The following is an 18652-nucleotide window of genomic DNA, read 5'->3' on the forward strand; positions in this document are numbered from 1 at the left end:
AGAGGTTTAAAGATATTTTTTTAAGGCCAGCAGATGGTTTACCTGCTTGATATTAGGGTGGATTTCTAAATTGTGTTCGTTAAAAAAGATAGCGTCAAGCCCCACATTCAAGGCTCCTTCGATATCGGCTTCCAGATTGTCACCAATCATGATGCTTGTTTCTTTATTACATTTTGCCAAATCCAAAGCATAATTAAATATTTCCGGATGTGGTTTTTTTACACCCGCATTTTCAGAATTGGTAATGGTTTCAAAATAATGCACAATTTTAGAATTGACCAGCTTATTATTTTGTATCTGGTGGAATCCGTTTGTGATGATATGCAGCCTGTATTTTGGTTTCAGGTATTCCAACAACTCTATTGCTCCTTCATAGAGGTGGTTGAACTGCGGAAGATAACTGATGTATTCTTCTGCTAAAAAATGAATCATTTCGTCATGGACCTCAATTTTCATGTGGTCAAAAACATCTTTCAGTCTTCCATAGCGCAATTCTTCCTGTGTCACCTTATCGTCCTGGTAAAGCTTCCAGTATTTAATATTTACAGGTACATATAACGAAATAAACTCCTGAATATCCACCTCAACTTTGTGTTTTTTCAGGATGGTATCAAATGCCAACGCAGAATTCTTTTCAAAGTCCCATAAGGTATGGTCCAAATCAAAAAAAACGTCTGAAATTTTAGTTTCCAATTTATTTTCCTTTTACAATTACGGCATCTTCAATATGATAGATCCAATCTTCTACATCATTTTCATTTATACGGAAATTGCCTTCCAAAGTTACATACTGATCCGTTTTCAACTTTGGAGTACCTCCCCTGAACTTTATTCCCATAATCGTTTCCGGCCCTGCCTGTCCGCAGAAAAAACAGGCTGCAAAAACATTTTTGCTGAGTGCATAGGTGGTATTGTCTATCGGGACGATGAAGCCTGACATGGCAATCCTCTTTTTGTTTTTTGTCTTTAAGGTAGAATTGATTATTGGGTACATGACACCTTCAGGATAATCCTTGGTTGTTTTTTTTACAAACTTGATAGCCCCCAGCAATTTCCAGTTTAAAGTATCGGTCACGATAAGAGATTTTGCTTCCGATTTAGAAAAAGCTCCTGCTTTTGGCAAAAAACCTGCTTGCTGTACTGAAAATGAATCTGATTCTTTTCCCTTTACATTTATATAAATTGCGCCTAAAAAAAGAAAAAGCGCTATGAAAAAATAAGTCTTACGCATTTGCTAAAGTTTTTGAAATATTCAATCGGTATGCTTTTATGGCGGGAATTCCTGCCGCCAATATGCCTACAAAGATAGTTACTATAAATAAAATTCCTTCTTTCTCCCATACAAAAGCAAACGGATCAAAAGTCATTTTATACTCCTCATCTGTTGAAGAAGAAATTAAAAACAATGCAATCCTTCCAACAATAGTGCCGAAAATAAATCCGACAAAGCAAAGTAATATGCTTTCAAACAATACCAGGCTAAGCAATTGTAATCGACTGGCTCCGCCAACCCTCAGTAGGGCGAATTCGTATTTCCGTTCTTTCAATGTTGTATAAAGCGCTATAAAAATACTGATTCCGGATATAAGCATGATTCCGTATGCCAGATACTGTAAAGCCTGAAGTCCTATCCCGAATAAGGAAAACAGTCTGTTAATTTCGATTGCAGGAGAAGCTGCCTGCATTTTTGTATTCTGGGCAATCAATCTCGGCCAGGTCACGAAACCCATTTTATTCCTGAATTTTATCAATACGGCAGTTATTTCTTTCCCTTCTTCAGATACCGGCATTGCTGCTTCGTGATTGTGATGTTCGTGTTCATCGCCTTCAAAGTGAATATGTCCTTCTTCTCCATGTTCCGGATTTTCGTCTGCATGCTCGTGGTTTTCATGCATAGCCCATACACTAGGGATGTTACACAAAATAAGATTGTCGATTACTTTTCCGGTAGGACTTGCAATACCGCTGACTTTATATGCAAATTCTTCATGAACCTCACCTTCGGCCGCATCTCCATGCGACCCGAAAAACTTATCTCCTACTTTTATATTTAGTTTTTTTGCAATTTCGGCACCGATAACAACTTCAAAATCGGATTGAAATATCTTTCCCTGAGAGACAGTTGCCCCAAATTTATCAAGATAAGCGGGTGTTGTTCCTACAATTTTAAATCCCCTGTAGTTATCTCCAAAAGCCAAAGGTATAGCGCTTTTTACAAAAGGATGTTTCATCCATGTTTTTGCTTCGCTGTAACTAATATTTCCTGTTGGCGCATCAACCTGATATACTGAAGAAAGAATCAGCTGCAACGGACTTCCCTGTGCCCCCAAAACAACATCAACACCATCAATATTACTTGAAAATTGCTTTTCAAATTGTTCCTGAAGCAGAATCAATAATGAAATTATGGCAACACTTGCCGTCAGCAAAATAATACTCAAAGTGGTATTCAAGGGTTTGAACCAAATATTTTTCCAGGCTAATCTGCCAATCATGCTAATGTAATTTGATTAGAAAAACGATCTTTTAGTCTTTGGTCGTGCGTAACAATAATGAGTGCCGCACCATATTCTTTTGACAATTGCGAAAGCAGGTCGGCTACCTTATAGGCATTCTCATCATCAAGGCTTGACGTGGGTTCGTCTGCCAAAAGCAATTGGGGCTCATTCACCAAAGCTCTGGCTATGGAAACTCTTTGCTGCTGCCCAATACTCAAACGTGATGTAAGCTTGTGTATTTGATCAGACAGTCCCAGTTCTGACAAAAGTAATTTTGCTTTTTCGTCTGCTTTTCGTCCAGTTGCCAGCCAGGAAGAAAGAACAACATTTTCAAACACAGAAAATGCCTCTACAAAATGGGATTGCTGGAGTATTAACCCAATATTTTTGCCTCTGAATTTGTCCAGGTTCTTATTGGAAAGGGTTTCGATATTGACATCGCCTATACGGATAGAACCTGATTGGGCTTTCAGCAACCCACCCAAAAGGTGAAGCAATGTTGTTTTTCCTTTTCCGGAGCCGCCGGTAATCAAAAGTACTTCGCCGCTATTTAAGGAAATATCAGGAAAATTAAAATTTGCTTTCCCATTATAAGAAAAAGCCAGATTTTTAGTCTGAATCATAACTAAAGTCATTTCTGCAAGTGCCTGCAAGATACTGAAATACTTTAATATAAATTGTTAAGCCAAACTTATAAAATATAGCCTTGAAAAGCGAATGAAGCGAAACAATCAAAGTTGCTCCTGCTTAGAAGGTTAATATAATAATAGAAATGCAATTTTCAGAATTATCGGAAACATCAGATAAGAAATGGGGTTCTAAATTGAAACGTCAGCTAAAAATTAGGTGGAAAATAAGGATCATTAAGAAGTCCGTTCTCATTGGCAAAATTTATTAGTTCGAGAGAATTTTTGACATCAAACTTTTGAAGCAGGTTTCTTCTGTGGGTTTGTATGGTTAAAAAACTTAAAAATAACTCTTCTGAGATTTCTTGTGTAGACTTCCCTTTTATTAATAGAGCCAATATTTCTTTTTCTCTTTTGGTCAGCCTCGGAATCGATTTTAAATCAGCTATCTGTATTTTATCCAACATAGCCTGTACTTCTTTTCCAAATACGATTTTCCCTTTTGCCGCCTCTTTTATGCAATGGATATATTCATCATTTTTAGCTGTTTTTAATAAATAACCGGAGGCGCCCTGTTTGATCATCTGTAATACAATACTTCTTTCTGCCTGACTGCTGATTCCCAATATAATCATTTTGGGATATTTCCTTTTCAAATCAAAACAAATATCGATTCCGTTATTATTTCCAAAGAAAATATCCAATAGCAGGACATCAATTTTGTCAATTGCTTCAAAACCATACAGTTCTTCGCTTTGGTTAAAACCACCCAGCAGATTAAATTCTGTGTGGTTTGAAAAAAGTGTTGTCAAACCTTCAACAATCAAAGGATGGTCATCTAAAATGACAATATTCAACTTTTTATTTTCCATAGTCTGTCAGACATCAAGTTCTATATTATAGGAAGTTCCTCCGGAACTACTTTCACAGTCAAGGCTTCCATGTAAAAGTTCTATTCTGCTTTTTATATTTTTGATTCCAAGTCCCTGGTTTTCTTCAATCTCTGAAATATTAAAACCAACTCCATTATCTTCTATTGAAATATAAAACCGGTTGCCATTCTGGCTGCAAGAAACTAAAATCTGAGTGGCTTTTGAATGTTTTAGCGCATTGTTTAATAATTCCTGAACGATTCTAAAAATATTTGTTTGCGTAGTGAGTGGCATTGAATTATCAATTTCATACGAATGAAATTCAATCGAAACAGTATCAGAACGCAATGTAAAACACAAATCGCCAAGGGCTTTTTCCAAACCTAATTTCAGTAAAGATTCCGGAACCAGATTATATGAAATCTGCCTTAACTCAGCTATGGACGTTTCTAAAATAGTATTGATTCTGCTATCATTATAATCGTTTTTATTTTGTGTATTTGCAAATATAATTTTCAAAGCCGATAGCTTACTACCTATACTATCATGCAAGTCCCGGGCTACCCTTTTTCTTTCAGCTTCTTCTACATTAATCATGGTTTGCATGATTTCTATTTCTTTTTCCCTTTTTAAATTATTTAGTTTCTGAAAATGGTTTATTTCTTTTTGGGCTGTTATTTTCTTTTGGTTTTTTAAATTCTTCCAAATAAAATAAGCGAAAATCAATACACATACGAGAGCAAAAGACAACAATAAAAGAAAAAGCATATTTTTTCTCTGATTTAATAGTGTTGCCTGTTTTTCAATAGTCAGCTCTTTTATCTTATTTTCATTTTCCAATTTATTGTATTTGGCCTCAATGTCTGCTATTTTTTCAGCCTCAAACATTTGACTCAGGCTATCTTTTAATTGAATGTATTGCTCATTATAGACATAAGCCTTTTCAAAATCATTTAATTTCCGGTAAATTTTAGACAGTTCATAAGAATAATAGGCCCTATCCTTAATATTCATTCCACCGGTTTTAAAAACGTCCAGCAGCAAATCTTTAGCACTTTCAATTTTATTTTGAAGAATAAAGACCTCATATTTCATGAGTTTGAATCTTTGTTCCAGAGCAGAATCCTTATTAAGTTGCGATAACCTTACACCATTATCATAATCCGAAATAGCCTGCTCATAGTTCTTAATCTCCTGATTCAAACTCCCTTTTGCAAAATAATATTCAATATATAACGATTTCAACGGATAGGATTTCAACAAATCTTCAGCTTTTTGCAAATATTCAAAAGCTTCATTCGTTTTTTTCTGAACAGATAAAACCTCAACATTAAACAAATACAATTCTATTAAATCCTCATTGTATCTGTTCTTTTTGCTCTTTCCCTGTTCCAAAGTACTGATTGACAGATCCAGATAATATTTTGTTTTGGCAATGTCTTCATTATTATAAAAAACAACGGCAATTAATTTATATAGATTAGACAGTTCCTGACTATCCTTGCTTTTCTTTGCTACCGGAATCGCTTCCTTTACCAAAACCTCTATTGTTTGTAAGGGTTCATTTTCCCGCTGATATAGGAGTCCGATATTAAAAAGTATTTTAGACCTTAATATGTATATTTCCCTGCTGTTGTATTTTTTTAAGGCTTCGTCTGCTTTTCGGAACTTCTGCAGATTCTCTTTTGTCAGGCTAAAAAAAAGCGAATTATAATAACAGGAGAGGTCTTTTAAATAGCTATTGTTTTTTACTAACTCATTGGCTTTTTTTAAGTGGGTTCTTCCCAACTCTTTCTTATCAACATTTTTAGTATAAATATAAGCCAGCCTGTAATTCATAATGCAACGGAGACTATCTGATTTACTGGTAGAAATTGCATTTTTCAGGCTATCAATTGTAACCTCATAATCATTTAATGTGCTGTTATTTTGAGCATGTCCCAGACAGGTAGCAAACAAGAGGAAAACAAGATGCAATCGCTTCATTTTGTAGAGATAAGCCACAAATGTAAAGACCATTATTCGGATTCTGAATAAAAGGCAGAAAATTACCTGATTTCAGGTAATCATATATACCTTTTTATGATTAGAAGCAAATTAAACCTCCTCTATAAATTTGTCTGACATCTAATAACCATCTAATCAATTAAAAAAATTAAATGAAAAAGCTTATCAATTTATCCGTGCTTTTGCTCACTCTTTCTGCATTCGCGCAATCTTCGCTTGAAAAAGGCAAAATTCAATTAAACGCCGGCTTTGGGACATCTAACTGGTCGACGCCTGTTTATGTTGGTGCAGATTACACGATTTCGAATCCAATTACTGTGGGAGTTGAGGCGTCTTATCAGTCTTATACTACCTATGGCATTAAAAGTACCATAATAGGTTTGCAGGCCAACGGGAATTATCATTTTAATGAATTGCTGAAAATTCCGAATGAATGGGATGTTTATGCAGGACTTAATTTAAATTACTATAACTGGAAATTCAAAGATTCGGAAACTAACACTTATCTGGTTGATGACAAACCTTTTGGAGTTGGAATTCAAATTGGCGGAAGGTATTTCTTTAATGAGAGATTTGCTGTAAATCTAGAGCTCCGAAGTGGAAATGTTACAACAGGAGGAAAAATTGGCATTACTTATCTGTTAAATTAAAAGTACCATCTCTAAAAAACAAAAACTATGAAAACAATAAAAACATTTTTTTCCATCTTATTAATTGCCATTACTGTTTCCTGTAGCAGTGACGATGGCGACGGCAATCCAATACCTACACCCACACCGATTAAAACTGCAAAATTTGAAATAACGGGTAACTTTACCGGTCATATATTTATAGTTTATAATAACAATGTCACCGGAAACACAACTGAAACAGTCACTTCATTGCCATGGAGCAAAACAATTGAATATCCTGATAACGTCATGGGTATTGGCATTAGTGGTAATGCCGTAATGCAAAATCCCGGTGTTGCAGGTCAAACGGCCAGCTTAAAAATCTATTATGACAACAACGTTGTGAGGCAAAGCAATAAAATTGCTGACGTTAATGGTACATTTAGTTTTGAAAGCCTGGCTTTTATTTTTCCTTAACACCCTAATTATTAATACGTTTACAAAAAAACATCCTGTTTAAGGAAGAGAAATGGCTGATAATTAAGTAAAAGAAAATATATTTAGAAAAAAATAAATTCAGTTAAGCCAAATAATCATGAAGCAATTATTTAAGTATGTTTTTCTTTTCACTTTAAAAATTTCAGCACAAACCAATACAGAAACTTATCAGTTTTCAAAAGATATTGCAGCCAAAATCGAAAAAGACACACTGGCATGGAAATATCAAATGGGAGCAACAGATTATTCCATAAACGGATATTATAAACAGGCTTTAGAAACCTGGGATAAAAACGGAAGACCCGCACGAAAAATCAGCAAAGAAGATAGTTTGTACTTCACTTCTTTCAGGCAAAAGAATGCAAAGGACTATATCATAAATCGCTCAAAAGACGAGAAAATCATCATCATCAATGAAGCACACCATAACAACAGGCACCGTGTTTTTACGACTTCGCTTTTACAAGGTTTGTATGATAATGGTTATCGCTTCTTTGGTTTGGAGGCACTCGCTGATACGGAAATAAATGACCGGAAATTTCCTGTCATGGAAAGTGGTTTTTATGTAAAAGAACCACAGATGGCAAATATGTTAAGCGAAGCATTAAAAATTGGTTTTGTTTTATTTGAGTATGAAGCATCTGATGGGAAAAATGGTAAAGAAAGAGAAATTGAACAAGCTGCCAATATTGCCCGATTAGTCAAGGAAAATCCAAATTCAAAATTTTTAATCCATTGTGGCTTCGACCATGTAATAGAAGGAATTCCACCAAGCAAAAGTTGGGAAAGAGCTATGGCTGGCCGATTAAAAGACGAAACAAATATTGATCCTTTCACGATTGATCAGGTATATTATACGGAAAAAGGTGATATTAAATTCACCAGTCCTTATGTCTTGATGGCGAATCCTAAAAAATCGGTAATCCTGATCAATGGAGCCGGAAAATTATTTAATGGCGGAGAAACAAACGATCAGACCGATTGCAGGATAATTCATCCTATTACGGAATACGAAAACGAAAGGCCTGATTGGTTATTATTAGATGGGAAACGAAAAACATATACGGTTCCAAAATCTAAAATTACCGAATATCCTGTTTTGGTTCTTGCCTACCGAAAAAATGAATACGAAAAAAATGGAGTTCCTGCAGACATTATTGAAATCCTAAATAAGGAAACAAAGACAAATCTTATTTTAGACAAAGGCATTTATAAAATAATTATTAAGGATAAAAATTATAAGATTATTCACGAATTTGATGCAAAAATAAAATAACCCATCATCTTCAATTTTTAATATGCCTTTTTTGAACCTTTAATATAAAAAAAATGAAAAGACACATTGGCATATTACTATTGCTGTTATCATCTGTATATGGTAAAGCCCAAACCAAATTACCCGAGTTTAATGACAAGCCGGCCTATTTCAATGCCACCACAAATGAGCTGATTGAGTTGGAGAAATCACAATACAACACTATGGCAAAGGCCAAAGGATTATTTAGTGCGGAGGGCGGTTTTTATTTAAACGGAATCAAATCGTCTGTTACCATTAAAAACAAAAGCACTTTAAAATTCATTGTTAAAGTAACTCCCGGAACCGATCCGACTTCTGTTTTTGATTTAGTAAAATTTGAAATCCGAAAAGATAAAAGGGTTTTGATTACCACGAAAGCAAAAGCAACCAGCACATCAACTTCATTCGACAAGATTAATTATACGATTGAAAAAGTAAAAGACGGCTATTATTACTTAGTCGTTAAAAATCTCGCTTCAGGAGAGTACTTTTTTGGATCCGGGGACTTCATGTTTGCTTTTAGTTTGGAATAAGAAACTGATCTGGTGCAACATCCTTGCAAGGATGTTGCACTTCTCAAACCTATAAAATACCGTTATCTGCAAAACTGTAATAATCATTTTCGGTAATTATTACGTGATCAAAAACCCGTATGTCGAGGCTTTCTCCTGCTGCTTTTAATTTTTTAGTTATTATTCTGTCAGATTCACTTGGATATAATACCCCTGAAGGATGGTTGTGTGCCAGAATTATTGCTGTTGCATTATGCTCGATTGCTATTTTAAAAACAAGGCGGGCATCTACTACGGTTCCTGTCATTCCGCCTTTACTCAATCTCCATTTGTGAGCAATTCTATTGGAGTTGCTAAGAAATAGGATCCAGAATTCTTCATGTGCAAGTTCACCTATAACAGGTTGCATCGTTTCAAAAACCACCCTGCTTGTAGCAATTCTCCTCGATGGCACGGCTTCTTCAGAGCGCCTTCTTCGGCCCAATTCAACAGCCGCAAGAATTGTAATCGCCTTTGCCTCTCCAATGCCGTGATAAGTGAGGAGTTTTTCAATAGATAGCTTTCCTATCCCATTTAGACTTTTAGCATCTGCCAAAATTCGCTTGCTTAAGTCTACAGCACTTTCGGTATGATTTCCGGTACGTATCAGGATAGCTATAAGCTCTGCATTGCTTAGGGCTTCCTGCCCTTTATGCATTAGTTTCTCTCTTGGTTTGTCATCTTTTGCCCAATCCTTGATTGGAAATGTTTTTGTTTTTTTCGCTTCTTTTCCCTGCATGGCGTTGAAATTAAATCTAATAAGTGAATATACGAATATATACTATAAAAAAATACCCCTATTAAATTTAACCGAAATTATAAGATATATCATACCTCTGCCGTTATAGTTAAAAAAATAACTGCCATGAAATATTTCATTTCTCTTACCTGTTTTCTTTTCATTGCCGCTATTATAGAAAAAAGTTTTCCGGAGAAACTTTCGGATGCGGCAATTATGCTGACTAAAGACAAGGTCGTCTATGACCCGGGCTATTTTTCCATCAGCTATCCTAACGGCGATGTACCGAAAGGAAAAGGCGTTTGTACAGACGTTGTTATCAGGGCATACAGAAAACTGGGGATTGACCTGCAGAAAGAAGTACATGAAGACATGAAAAAAAACTTCTCAAAATACCCTCAAAAATGGGGACTCAAAAAAACAGATCCCAATATTGACCATAGAAGAGTACCTAATCTTCAGGTTTTCTTCACACGATTCGGTAAAAGTTTAGAAGTAACCGATAAAGCTTCAGATTATAAGACAGGCGATTTGGTAACCTGGATGATCAATGATAAAATGCCCCATATTGGAATTGTGACCAATCGAAAATCAGCCGATGGGAAACGGAACCTGATTGTGCATAATGTTGGAGCCGGCCAGGTTTTGGAAGATTGCCTTTTCCAATATAAAATAACAGGACACTACCAATTTAAAAAGTAAGCGGACCTGCTTCCTGAAAGGAATAACAGTTCCGCTAATCATCATAGTTTATTTATAGAAGCGTTTTTACCTCATCAAAATTAAGTCCTCCATAATTTCCGGAACTCATTAGCAATAATGCAATTTTCTCCGTATCAAATTTAAGGTGGAAAAGGTATTCTTTAAATGCAGCCGGATTGGTGTAAATAATCAGGTCTTCGCGATTGAATGATTTTGCAATCTGATCATAGGTTACTTCTTCCAGTTGTTTGATTTTGACGGCATCCGGCGAATAGAAAACCACCGCCACATCTGCAGCATCAAGGGCTCCCTCATATTCTTTCAGGAATTCAGCATTCAGGCTACTGTAGGTATGCAATTCCAGACAGGCAATCAGTTTTCTGTCCGGATATTGTTCTTTCACCGCTTTTGTAGTGGCAGCCACTTTGCTCGGCGAATGTGCAAAATCTTTATAGGCAACATTGTTTTTATTTTCCGCAATTTTCTCCAAACGTTTTGAAGCTCCTTTAAAACTGGAAATCGCCTCATAAAAATCGGCTTCGTCAACGCCCATATTCTGACATATCCATTTGGCACCGGCCAGATTATTCAGGTTGTGGGCTCCAAAAACTTCAATTGGCATATTTCCTTCCGGAGTTTCAAGCAATGTTATTCCATTCTCAACTGTATAATTTGGCGTTGTGTATGGAATTTTGCGGATAGGATTTGTAGCTGCTTCCGCTACCCTTTTTACTTCCGCATCATCTTCGTTATAGACAAGAATCCCTCCGTTGGTTATTTTTTGAATGAAAATCTCAAACTGTTCCACATAATTTTCATAGGTTGGAAAAACATTAATATGGTCCCAGGCAATTCCTGAAATCAAAGCAATATTGGGCTGATAGAGATGAAATTTTGGTCTTCTGTCCATTGGAGATGATAAATATTCATCTCCTTCAAGAACAATAAAATCATTTTCTTCTGTTAGATGCACCATCGTATCAAAACCTTCTAATTGCGCTCCAACCATATAGTCTACATTGATGCCATGGTAATGCATAACATGCAAAATCATGGAAGTAATGGTAGTTTTTCCATGCGAACCGCCAATTACTACTCTTGTCTTATTTTTTGACTGCTCGTATAAAAACTCTGGATATGAAAAAATCTTTAATCCTAATTCCTGTGCTTTTAAAAGTTCCGGATTATCAGCTTTGGCATGCATGCCCAGAATAACCGAATCAATATCTGAAGTGATTTTTTCAGGAAACCAGCCCAACTCTTCAGGCAGCAGTCCTCTTTTTTCCAAACGTGTTTTGGAAGGCTCAAAAACAGCATCATCACTACCGGTCACCTGGTATCCTTTTTCATGTAATGCAATGGCAAGATTGTGCATTGCGCTGCCTCCAATGGCTATAAAATGTGTTCTCATCTATTCAAATATATGGATAGGATATTAATTATGTTTTGCTTATTTCAGCATATTCTTCTAAAACAGCCTTGGCTTTTTCCGGCTGCTTCATTTTATTTTTATACAAATCGGCTAATTTCTTGTAGGTTGTTTTTGATTTGCCAATTTCAATTGCCTTTTTATAGTTTTTTTCTGCTTCTTTATATCTTTTGAAATATTCAGCAATATGTCCTTTTGAGAGATAACCGTCAACAGCAGATAGTGTCATTAGTTCATCTGCATATTTTTGTGCCTTTCTTTCACTGCCTCCAATTATGGCAGGAAGTTGCAGGTACAATTCCACCAATGCCCATCTTGATTCAATATGCTTCGGATTTAGCTCAATAGCTTTTTTAAAAGAATCCTCCACATCGCCAATCATCCCAAGAGCCTTGAATTTATTGCTCTCTTTAGCTTTCATTCCAAGAGCGCCTCCATATTTATAATAATAATTGGCCTCAGAAGGTTTTAATTCTTTTAGCTTTTCATAATACACTAAAGCCTCCTCCCATTTTTTGGTATGTCCTCCAATATCTCCCAGATATTCAATTACACTGACATCTTTAGGGTTCTTTTTATAAAGAGCCGTAAATATTTCTTTGGCCTTTTCATAGTTTCCTTTATCAAAAAACTGCGCTCCTTTCGCAAATTCTGATTGTGAAAAGACTGCTAACGGAAATAAGAATAAGATTAAAAAGAAATGTTTCAAAAGACTTGATTTAGTGTTCCAAAAATAGGAAAATGATTTGGAATAGCGGGATGGATTTTATGTGTTTTGGCTAACTAAAAAACTATGTCCAAATACTATCCCAAATTTGAGATATTCAGAATAATTCCTGCAAATCCACATCAATAAAAAAAGCCGTTTCAAAACTGAAACGGCTTTTTAATTTATTTGAACTAATAACTAATCTGAAAATTATTTTGCGATTGTCATTTCGTCAATGATATGTTTTGCACCGGCATATTTGTCAATGATAAACAAAACATAACGGATATCAACGTTGATTGTTCTTTGCAGTTTAGAATCAAAGATTACGTCACCGGCCATAGCTTCGATGTTACCGTCAAAAGCTACACCAATAAGCTCTCCTTTTCCATTCAATACCGGAGAACCTGAGTTACCACCTGTAATATCGTTGTCTGTCAGGAAGTTTACAGGCATATATCCTTTTTTATCAGCATATGGTCCGAAATCTTTTTTCTCGTTCAACTCAATCAATCTCTTAGGCAAGTCAAATTCCTGGTCGTTTGGCTTGTATTTTTTGATTGTTCCCTGAAGTGTAGTATAGTTGTTGATTTTTGCATCATTTCTCTTATCAGCAGGTAATGCACGAACTTTACCATAAGTCAGACGCAAAGTTGAATTTGCATCCGGATATTTGATTTTGTTAAGTTTAGACTCACGCAATCCTTCTACAAGAAGACGGAATGACTTTTGGAAATCATTTTCCAACTTCGCCAAATCTTCCGGCTTGCTTCTGTAAGTAGCCAAAATGCTAGATGAAAGTAAATACAACTTATCATTTTTCAATGCATCCACATTTGGATTTTTCAAAAATGCTTCTGCTTTTTCTTTTGTAGCAAAAGCACTCTCTGCGATAGCCTCATCTACAAATTTTGTAAAGTCATTGTTGTTTTCTTTGGCTAGCCCTTCAATGAACGGGTCAAGTTTGTAACCTGCTTTTTTAGCATAAAGGTTTAATTCTGCAATCAATACATCTCTTTCCAATGGAAGGTAGAAACCTTCGTAAACACCTTCAATTGCTGCCTGAAGTCTTGGAAGCATTTCTGCTTTCTTAGCATCATTTTCTTTGGCATAAGCAGCGATTCCGTTTCCTAAACTTGCAGGACCACCAGCCAGGCTGCTGTTTCTTAAAATAGAAATCAGGTAGTTATCGTGTCTTGATTTTTCGTTTGTTGCTTTGTAGTAATTGTTGATAGTAGCAACTACATCACCATATTTCTGCTTGTTCTCCGGCTTGTTTGCCCATTTGTTGAACTCTGCCTCTTCTTTTTGTTTTGTAGCCGCAGTTTTGAACTTTGTCAATGCATCAATCATTCCCTGACGGTTTTTCCAATAGTTGGCTACAGAAGCATATTTAGAAGCGTAGTTTAAACGAACCTGGTCGCTTTTGTCCATGTGGAATTTCATAGCGTCCATACCTGCTTTAGAACCTTCCACCCATGCAGGGTATGCAAATTTTACATTTTGCTCAATTCCTCCGGCCGGCATCCAACGGTTTGTTCTACCCGGATAACCTAAAATCATAGCAAAATCATTTTCCTGAACACCTTTCAAACTGATTGGTAAGTGATGCTTAGGCTTTAACGGAACGTTGTCCGGAGAATATTCAGCAGGATTTCCGTCTTTGTCAGCATAAACTCTGAACATAGAGAAATCTCCTGTGTGACGTGGCCATTCCCAGTTGTCTGTGTCACCTCCGAATTTTCCGATGCTTTCCGGCGGAGTTCCAACTAAACGAACGTCTTTATAGTCTTGATAAACGAAATAGTAATATTCATTTCCCTGGAAAAAAGAACGAACAGAAACAGTATACTTTCCTCCTTCGTCATTTTCTTTTTGGATTTTAGCAATTTCCTGGTTGATTACTTTTTCGCGCTCAGCCTCGCTCATGCCGTCATTTACTTTAGAAAGAATTCTTTTTGAAACATCATCCATTCTCACAAAGAAACGTACATAAAGTGAGTTTGGCTTGATTTCAGATTTCTTGTCTTTTGCCCAGAAACCATCTCTCAAATAGTTGTCTTTTGGAGTAGAAACTTCAGCAATCGCATCATAACCACAGTGGTGGTTAGTCAAAACCAAACCTTGATTAGAAATAATTTCTGCAGTACAGCCACCATTGAACTGAACAATTGCATCTTTAATACTTGAATGGTTGATGCTGTAGATTTCCTCAGAAGTCAGTTGCAATCCCATTTTTTGCATGTCACGGTGATTCAAACGCTCAATGAACATCAGGAACCACATCCCTTCGTCAGCCTTTACTGTTGTAGGAACAAGCAGTATAGCTGTAATTAAGGATAAAATAATTTTTTTCATTTATTAGTATTTAAAGTTTAATAGGTATGTGAGTAGTCGCATAAAATGATTTTTTGTTACATTTTGACTGCCTGACATATATTTTTGCGATGCGAATATAACTCCATTTTGCAATTTTAGACTTATAAACGAGGAGAAAACTAAATCGTTATCGCAATTTTAACTTTTGTTTTAGACTTCTTGTTTCCTGCCCTTTTAATATGATATCTTCATCACGACCTGCTATTTCCTTTGCTTTCCTGCTTTTTTGTTGCGGCAGAAAATTTCTCTCGTTCAGATGCGAATAATACTGCTGAATAAATGCCTTGAAGTACAAAACATTTTTTTTGTCCTTAGGGGTTTTACTTTTCAGAAGATTATTTTTCCACAGCGGGTCTTTTCTGTAATCGGATTTGACCAATATGTCTTTTTCGTTGAACTGGTAATAATAGGAATCGGTTGTACAATTAAAGGCACTATTTGAAAAATTAATTGCAAAATGATTTTCCTGCTCCTCTTTATTAAAATGATTTTTACCAAAGGCAAAATAAGGCTTATCATAATCAAGCATTCCTAAAAGTGTGGGCATGATATCTATATGTTGCATAATTTTATCATCTGTTCCTTTAAAGTTTTTTCCCGGATGATAAAACAAAATCGGAATAGAATAATCAAAAGGCGGCTTTAAAAACTTTGGCGAATCTGCCCCGGAAGCATGGTCTGCCGTTATGACAAAGAGAGTGTTCTTATACCACGGTTCCTTTTTTATTCCTTCAAAAAAAGTCTTCAGCGCATAATCAGAATATTTAATCACACGGTGTATCGGGAGCGTTCCTTCTGCAAATTTGCCTTTAAGTTCTGCCGGAATACTAAACGGATGATGGGATGAAAGCGTAAAAACAGTCGTAAAAAAAGGTTTTGGCATCACGTTGATTTTTTCGTGAACAAAAGGCCAGAATTTATGATCCCATATCCCCCATTTCCCATCAAAGTCATCATCTCCTTTTGCTTCTTCATATTCTTCTCTGGACTGGAATTCTTTAATATCGAGGTTTTTTCCAAAAGACACAAATCCCATCGATTCTTTTACAGCACCGTGCATAAAAGCCGTATGGTAGCCCATTTCATTCATGCAGGCCGGCAACGCATGATAATCGGCAACAGAATTTGGCAATGAAAGAAACGGTTCTTTGAAAGTAGGAATTGAAGCCCAAATGGCCGGCAAGGCATCCATAGACCGGTAGCCGTTTTGATGCGCATTCGTAAAGAGATAGCCTTCATTAAACAGCGAATCTAAAAACGGCGTATGCGTTTCCTGTTGAGGCTTGAACTGGTCGGAAAGGCTTTTGATATGGGCTTTTCCGAAGCTTTCTAAAATTATGATAAAAACATTGGTATTCCGGTCAATCTTAAATTTGCCTGAAGACGACGGCATGTGTGTTGTAGGCATATAAGCTTCGGCAGTACTTTTATCAAAATATTCAAGCTTAGGCACTTTTTTAGATTTGCCTATTGTTCTGAAAAGGCAGAAAGGATTACTCAATATCAAGGAAGTATGGGAAGCATTGCTTGTATAAAGAAAAGCATCGCTCATCGAAATGGGGAAAGAAGCTTTTGAAAGACTGGCTCCCCTCACCAAAAAAACGGTTAGAAAAACCATTACACCCAGATATGCCGAATTAACCACGTAGTAATCTCTATTGTTTGATAATATGGATTTTCCATATCCTATACGCCTATAGCCCACACAAAGCATAGCCAGTACAAGAAAATAGAAGATAAAGCCATACCAGTAGTCAACCATAAAGTCGAGTATCAAAAGTGAGAAACTGTCTTCCTTAACCAAAAACAAATCTCCTAAAACCAATCGGGACTGTTTGTATGGATAATAAAACACATCCGCAAAATTGACCAGTAGCCCGAGGCTGTTTGAAATCATGTAAACCCAGAAAAGCCTTTTCTGATAGTTTTCTTTTTCCCGAAACCGAAAAGGCAACAGCGACAAAAATATAAAAGGCAAATTCAGATAAAGTATGGAAACCGTATCAAACATCAGGCTTCCGCGAAGCAAAGAAAAAATATCCTTGTGGTGGATAGGGTCAATCAGGTGGTCGTTAAAAAAATAAAATATAAATCTTCCGAGCATGAATGCGACATAAACGACCAAAAGCCGCAACAGCATAACGGTAAAATCATTTTTCCAGTTGATTTTCATAAAATCTAACTCTATTATGTTCTTCTGCAAAACAAGTCCTAAAACTAATTCTGTGGTTACAGAAGAAGCGGTGGGGAATCGAAGTAAAACGTTTGTTCACACAAAAATAACGAATAATTCACATTGCATTTACCTGCCTGAAAAATTTATATCAACCATTTTAAACTCATAAAAAAAGCATCCTTGCAGATGCTTCAATTTTTCTTTTTGTATCACTTCTATTGCTTTTCGCAATGCGTTCTGGCTGTCGTCAATTACAATATCCTGAAAGACACTTTCCGTATTGATAACGCCGCTTGGCCTTACATGAGGGCTGGTTGATATCTGAAATGTAAATTTGGAATACGGCAATGCGTACTACACTAAAGTGTAGGTAAAACAAATCGAACCAACTTATAATTACTCTGTTTTCATCAACAATAAGGAGTTGCCTATTGGCGCCTATAAAGATGATTTTTCAAGCGGATAGACGAAAATAAAATATAAAAGGCGACCTGATGGTCGCCTTTTTATTTGTTTGTCTTTTATTACTGATTTTCTTCAGCATTTAACATCTGCCAAAGTTTGTCTTTTAATTCGACTAATCCCTGATTTGCTATTGACGATATGAAATGGTATTTCAAGCCTTTAAACTCTTTATCCAACTGTGCTTTCATTTCTGCTTTCAGTTCCTCATCAAGCATGTCTGATTTAGAAATTACGATAAAGCGTTCCTTATCTAAAATTTCCGGATTATAGCGTCGCAGCTCATCCAAAAGAATTTCATATTCTTTTTTAATATCGTCTGCATCAGCAGGAATCAAAAACAGCAATACTGAGTTTCTTTCGATATGTCTTAAGAAATAATGCCCGAGTCCTTTTCCTTCGGCAGCGCCTTCAATAATTCCGGGAATATCTGCCATTACAAACGATTGGAAATCTCTGTAGGCTACAATTCCAAGATTTGGTTTCAGGGTTGTAAACGGATAATCGGCTATTTTTGGTTTTGCAGATGTCAATACAGACAGCAAAGTCGATTTTCCCGCATTTGGAAATCCTACCAAACCTACATCGGCCAAAACTTTAAGTTCCAGAATAATATCCAGTTCATTAGCCGGCATTCCGGGCTGCGAATATCTTGGGGTTTGGTTTGTGGAACTTCTAAAATGCCAGTTCCCTAATCCGCCTTTTCCGCCTTTTACCACAATCTTTTTCTCGCCGTGTTCGGTGATTTCGAATAAGATTTCGTTGGTTTCTTTATCGCGCACTACGGTTCCCAGCGGCACTTCAATATACTTATCTTCTCCGTCAGCACCTGTACTTCTGGCACTTCCTCCGTCGCCACCATGTCCGGCTTTGACGTGTTTTGCAAATTTTAAATGGAACAATGTCCAAAGTCCTTTGTTTCCTACCAGATATACGTGTCCGCCCCGTCCTCCGTCACCTCCGTCAGGACCTCCTTTTTCAATAAATTTCTCTCTATGCAAATGCGTCGACCCTTTTCCTCCTTTTCCGGAAGAAACATAAATCTTAACGTAATCTACAAAATTTCCCTCTGTCATTTTCTTTATTTAAAGTGTAA

17 protein-coding genes are annotated in these 18652 nt (G+C 36.3%); 5 read left to right on the forward strand and 12 right to left on the reverse strand.

The annotated features are described in order from the left end of the window. Positions 1-6 precede the first annotated feature (6 nt). The 6 genes from BGO88_RS15560 to BGO88_RS15585 all read right to left on the reverse strand — a co-directional run bounded on the left by BGO88_RS15560 (position 7) and on the right by BGO88_RS15585 (position 6015). Positions 7-693 (reverse strand): YjjG family noncanonical pyrimidine nucleotidase, encoded by a 687-nt coding sequence (locus BGO88_RS15560; protein ID WP_286707474.1) that lies wholly within the window; start codon positions 691-693, stop codon positions 7-9. A 1-nt stretch (position 694) separates the two neighbouring features. Next, on the reverse strand, positions 695-1231 hold the full coding sequence (locus BGO88_RS15565; protein ID WP_286707475.1) for a hypothetical protein: 537 nt from the start codon (positions 1229-1231) through the stop codon (positions 695-697). Continuing rightward, on the reverse strand, positions 1224-2495 hold the full coding sequence (locus tag BGO88_RS15570) for an ABC transporter permease (RefSeq protein ID WP_286707476.1): 1272 nt from the start codon (positions 2493-2495) through the stop codon (positions 1224-1226). The genes BGO88_RS15565 and BGO88_RS15570 overlap by 8 nt, the downstream gene beginning before the upstream one ends. Continuing rightward, positions 2492-3121 carry an ABC transporter ATP-binding protein gene (locus BGO88_RS15575; protein WP_286707477.1) on the reverse strand — a complete coding sequence of 210 codons (630 nt, stop codon included), beginning with the start codon at positions 3119-3121 and terminating at the stop codon, positions 2492-2494. Before BGO88_RS15575 ends, BGO88_RS15570 begins: the two co-directional genes overlap by 4 nt. 212 nt (positions 3122-3333) lie before the next feature. After that, positions 3334-3996, reverse strand: a complete 663-nt coding sequence (locus BGO88_RS15580; protein WP_286707478.1) for a LuxR C-terminal-related transcriptional regulator — start codon at positions 3994-3996, stop codon at positions 3334-3336. A 6-nt stretch (positions 3997-4002) separates the two neighbouring features. Beyond that, on the reverse strand, positions 4003-6015 hold the full coding sequence (locus BGO88_RS15585) for a tetratricopeptide repeat-containing sensor histidine kinase (RefSeq protein ID WP_286707479.1): 2013 nt from the start codon (positions 6013-6015) through the stop codon (positions 4003-4005). 140 nt (positions 6016-6155) lie between these two features. Here BGO88_RS15585 and BGO88_RS15590 point away from each other — a divergent pair, with 140 nt between their 5' ends. From BGO88_RS15590 to BGO88_RS15605, 4 genes are all read left to right on the forward strand, one after another. After that, positions 6156-6653, forward strand: coding sequence for an outer membrane beta-barrel protein (locus BGO88_RS15590; RefSeq protein WP_229563587.1), 498 nt, complete (start codon positions 6156-6158; stop codon positions 6651-6653). 27 nt (positions 6654-6680) lie between these two features. Further along, complete coding sequence (locus BGO88_RS15595; protein WP_286707480.1) at positions 6681-7091, forward strand: hypothetical protein; 411 nt, start codon at positions 6681-6683, stop codon at positions 7089-7091. A gap of 118 nt (positions 7092-7209) precedes the next feature. Continuing rightward, the gene (locus BGO88_RS15600) at positions 7210-8388 is read left to right on the forward strand and encodes a hypothetical protein (RefSeq protein ID WP_286707481.1); all 1179 of its coding nucleotides are present in this window, start codon (positions 7210-7212) and stop codon (positions 8386-8388) included. 53 nt (positions 8389-8441) lie between these two features. After that, complete coding sequence (locus BGO88_RS15605) at positions 8442-8942, forward strand: hypothetical protein (RefSeq protein ID WP_286707482.1); 501 nt, start codon at positions 8442-8444, stop codon at positions 8940-8942. A 49-nt stretch (positions 8943-8991) separates the two neighbouring features. On the opposite strand, the gene radC is transcribed toward BGO88_RS15605, so the two are convergent. Beyond that, entirely contained in the window at positions 8992-9699 is a 708-nt protein-coding gene (gene radC, locus BGO88_RS15610) for a RadC family protein (RefSeq protein ID WP_056068877.1), read from the reverse strand. A 126-nt stretch (positions 9700-9825) separates the two neighbouring features. Here radC and BGO88_RS15615 point away from each other — a divergent pair, with 126 nt between their 5' ends. After that, the gene (locus BGO88_RS15615) at positions 9826-10401 is read left to right on the forward strand and encodes a DUF1287 domain-containing protein (protein ID WP_286707483.1); all 576 of its coding nucleotides are present in this window, start codon (positions 9826-9828) and stop codon (positions 10399-10401) included. A gap of 52 nt (positions 10402-10453) precedes the next feature. Here the strand turns inward: BGO88_RS15615 and BGO88_RS15620 are convergent, their stop codons facing one another. The 5 genes from BGO88_RS15620 to obgE form a co-directional block, all read right to left on the reverse strand. Continuing rightward, the gene (locus tag BGO88_RS15620; protein WP_056068881.1) at positions 10454-11812 is read right to left on the reverse strand and encodes a UDP-N-acetylmuramate--L-alanine ligase; all 1359 of its coding nucleotides are present in this window, start codon (positions 11810-11812) and stop codon (positions 10454-10456) included. Positions 11813-11840: 28 nt separating this feature from the next. After that, a complete protein-coding gene (locus tag BGO88_RS15625) occupies positions 11841-12539 on the reverse strand; it encodes a tetratricopeptide repeat protein (RefSeq protein WP_056068883.1) in 699 nt (232 codons plus the stop codon). Between the two features lie 210 nt (positions 12540-12749). Next, a complete protein-coding gene (locus BGO88_RS15630) occupies positions 12750-14897 on the reverse strand; it encodes a S46 family peptidase (protein WP_286707484.1) in 2148 nt (715 codons plus the stop codon). A gap of 148 nt (positions 14898-15045) precedes the next feature. Then, positions 15046-17091 carry an LTA synthase family protein gene (locus BGO88_RS15635; RefSeq protein ID WP_286707485.1) on the reverse strand — a complete coding sequence of 682 codons (2046 nt, stop codon included), beginning with the start codon at positions 17089-17091 and terminating at the stop codon, positions 15046-15048. A gap of 527 nt (positions 17092-17618) precedes the next feature. Further along, positions 17619-18632: a GTPase ObgE gene (gene obgE, locus BGO88_RS15640; protein WP_056068891.1), complete on the reverse strand. Its 1014-nt coding sequence runs from the start codon at positions 18630-18632 to the stop codon at positions 17619-17621. Positions 18633-18652: the final 20 nt, after the last annotated feature.

This window comes from Flavobacterium sp. 38-13, from assembly GCF_001899155.1.
GTDB lineage: Bacteria > Bacteroidota > Bacteroidia > Flavobacteriales > Flavobacteriaceae > Flavobacterium > Flavobacterium lindanitolerans.

Bases quoted from the DNA above. Each gene is read 5' to 3' on its own strand.
- BGO88_RS15565 (WP_286707475.1), bottom strand. From the start codon at position 1,231: ATGCGTAAGACTTATTTTTTCATAGCGCTTTTTCTTTTTTTAGGCGCA.
- BGO88_RS15570 (WP_286707476.1), bottom strand. From the start codon at position 2,495: ATGATTGGCAGATTAGCCTGGAAAAATATTTGGTTCAAACCCTTGAAT.
- BGO88_RS15575 (WP_286707477.1), bottom strand. From the start codon at position 3,121: ATGATTCAGACTAAAAATCTGGCTTTTTCTTATAATGGGAAAGCAAAT.
- BGO88_RS15580 (WP_286707478.1), bottom strand. From the start codon at position 3,996: ATGGAAAATAAAAAGTTGAATATTGTCATTTTAGATGACCATCCTTTG.
- BGO88_RS15585 (WP_286707479.1), bottom strand. From the start codon at position 6,015: ATGGTCTTTACATTTGTGGCTTATCTCTACAAAATGAAGCGATTGCAT.
- BGO88_RS15590 (WP_229563587.1), top strand. From the start codon at position 6,156: ATGAAAAAGCTTATCAATTTATCCGTGCTTTTGCTCACTCTTTCTGCA.
- BGO88_RS15595 (WP_286707480.1), top strand. From the start codon at position 6,681: ATGAAAACAATAAAAACATTTTTTTCCATCTTATTAATTGCCATTACT.
- BGO88_RS15600 (WP_286707481.1), top strand. From the start codon at position 7,210: ATGAAGCAATTATTTAAGTATGTTTTTCTTTTCACTTTAAAAATTTCA.
- BGO88_RS15605 (WP_286707482.1), top strand. From the start codon at position 8,442: ATGAAAAGACACATTGGCATATTACTATTGCTGTTATCATCTGTATAT.
- radC (WP_056068877.1), bottom strand. From the start codon at position 9,699: ATGCAGGGAAAAGAAGCGAAAAAAACAAAAACATTTCCAATCAAGGAT.
- BGO88_RS15615 (WP_286707483.1), top strand. From the start codon at position 9,826: ATGAAATATTTCATTTCTCTTACCTGTTTTCTTTTCATTGCCGCTATT.
- BGO88_RS15620 (WP_056068881.1), bottom strand. From the start codon at position 11,812: ATGAGAACACATTTTATAGCCATTGGAGGCAGCGCAATGCACAATCTT.
- BGO88_RS15630 (WP_286707484.1), bottom strand. From the start codon at position 14,897: ATGAAAAAAATTATTTTATCCTTAATTACAGCTATACTGCTTGTTCCT.
- BGO88_RS15635 (WP_286707485.1), bottom strand. From the start codon at position 17,091: ATGAAAATCAACTGGAAAAATGATTTTACCGTTATGCTGTTGCGGCTT.
- obgE (WP_056068891.1), bottom strand. From the start codon at position 18,632: ATGACAGAGGGAAATTTTGTAGATTACGTTAAGATTTATGTTTCTTCC.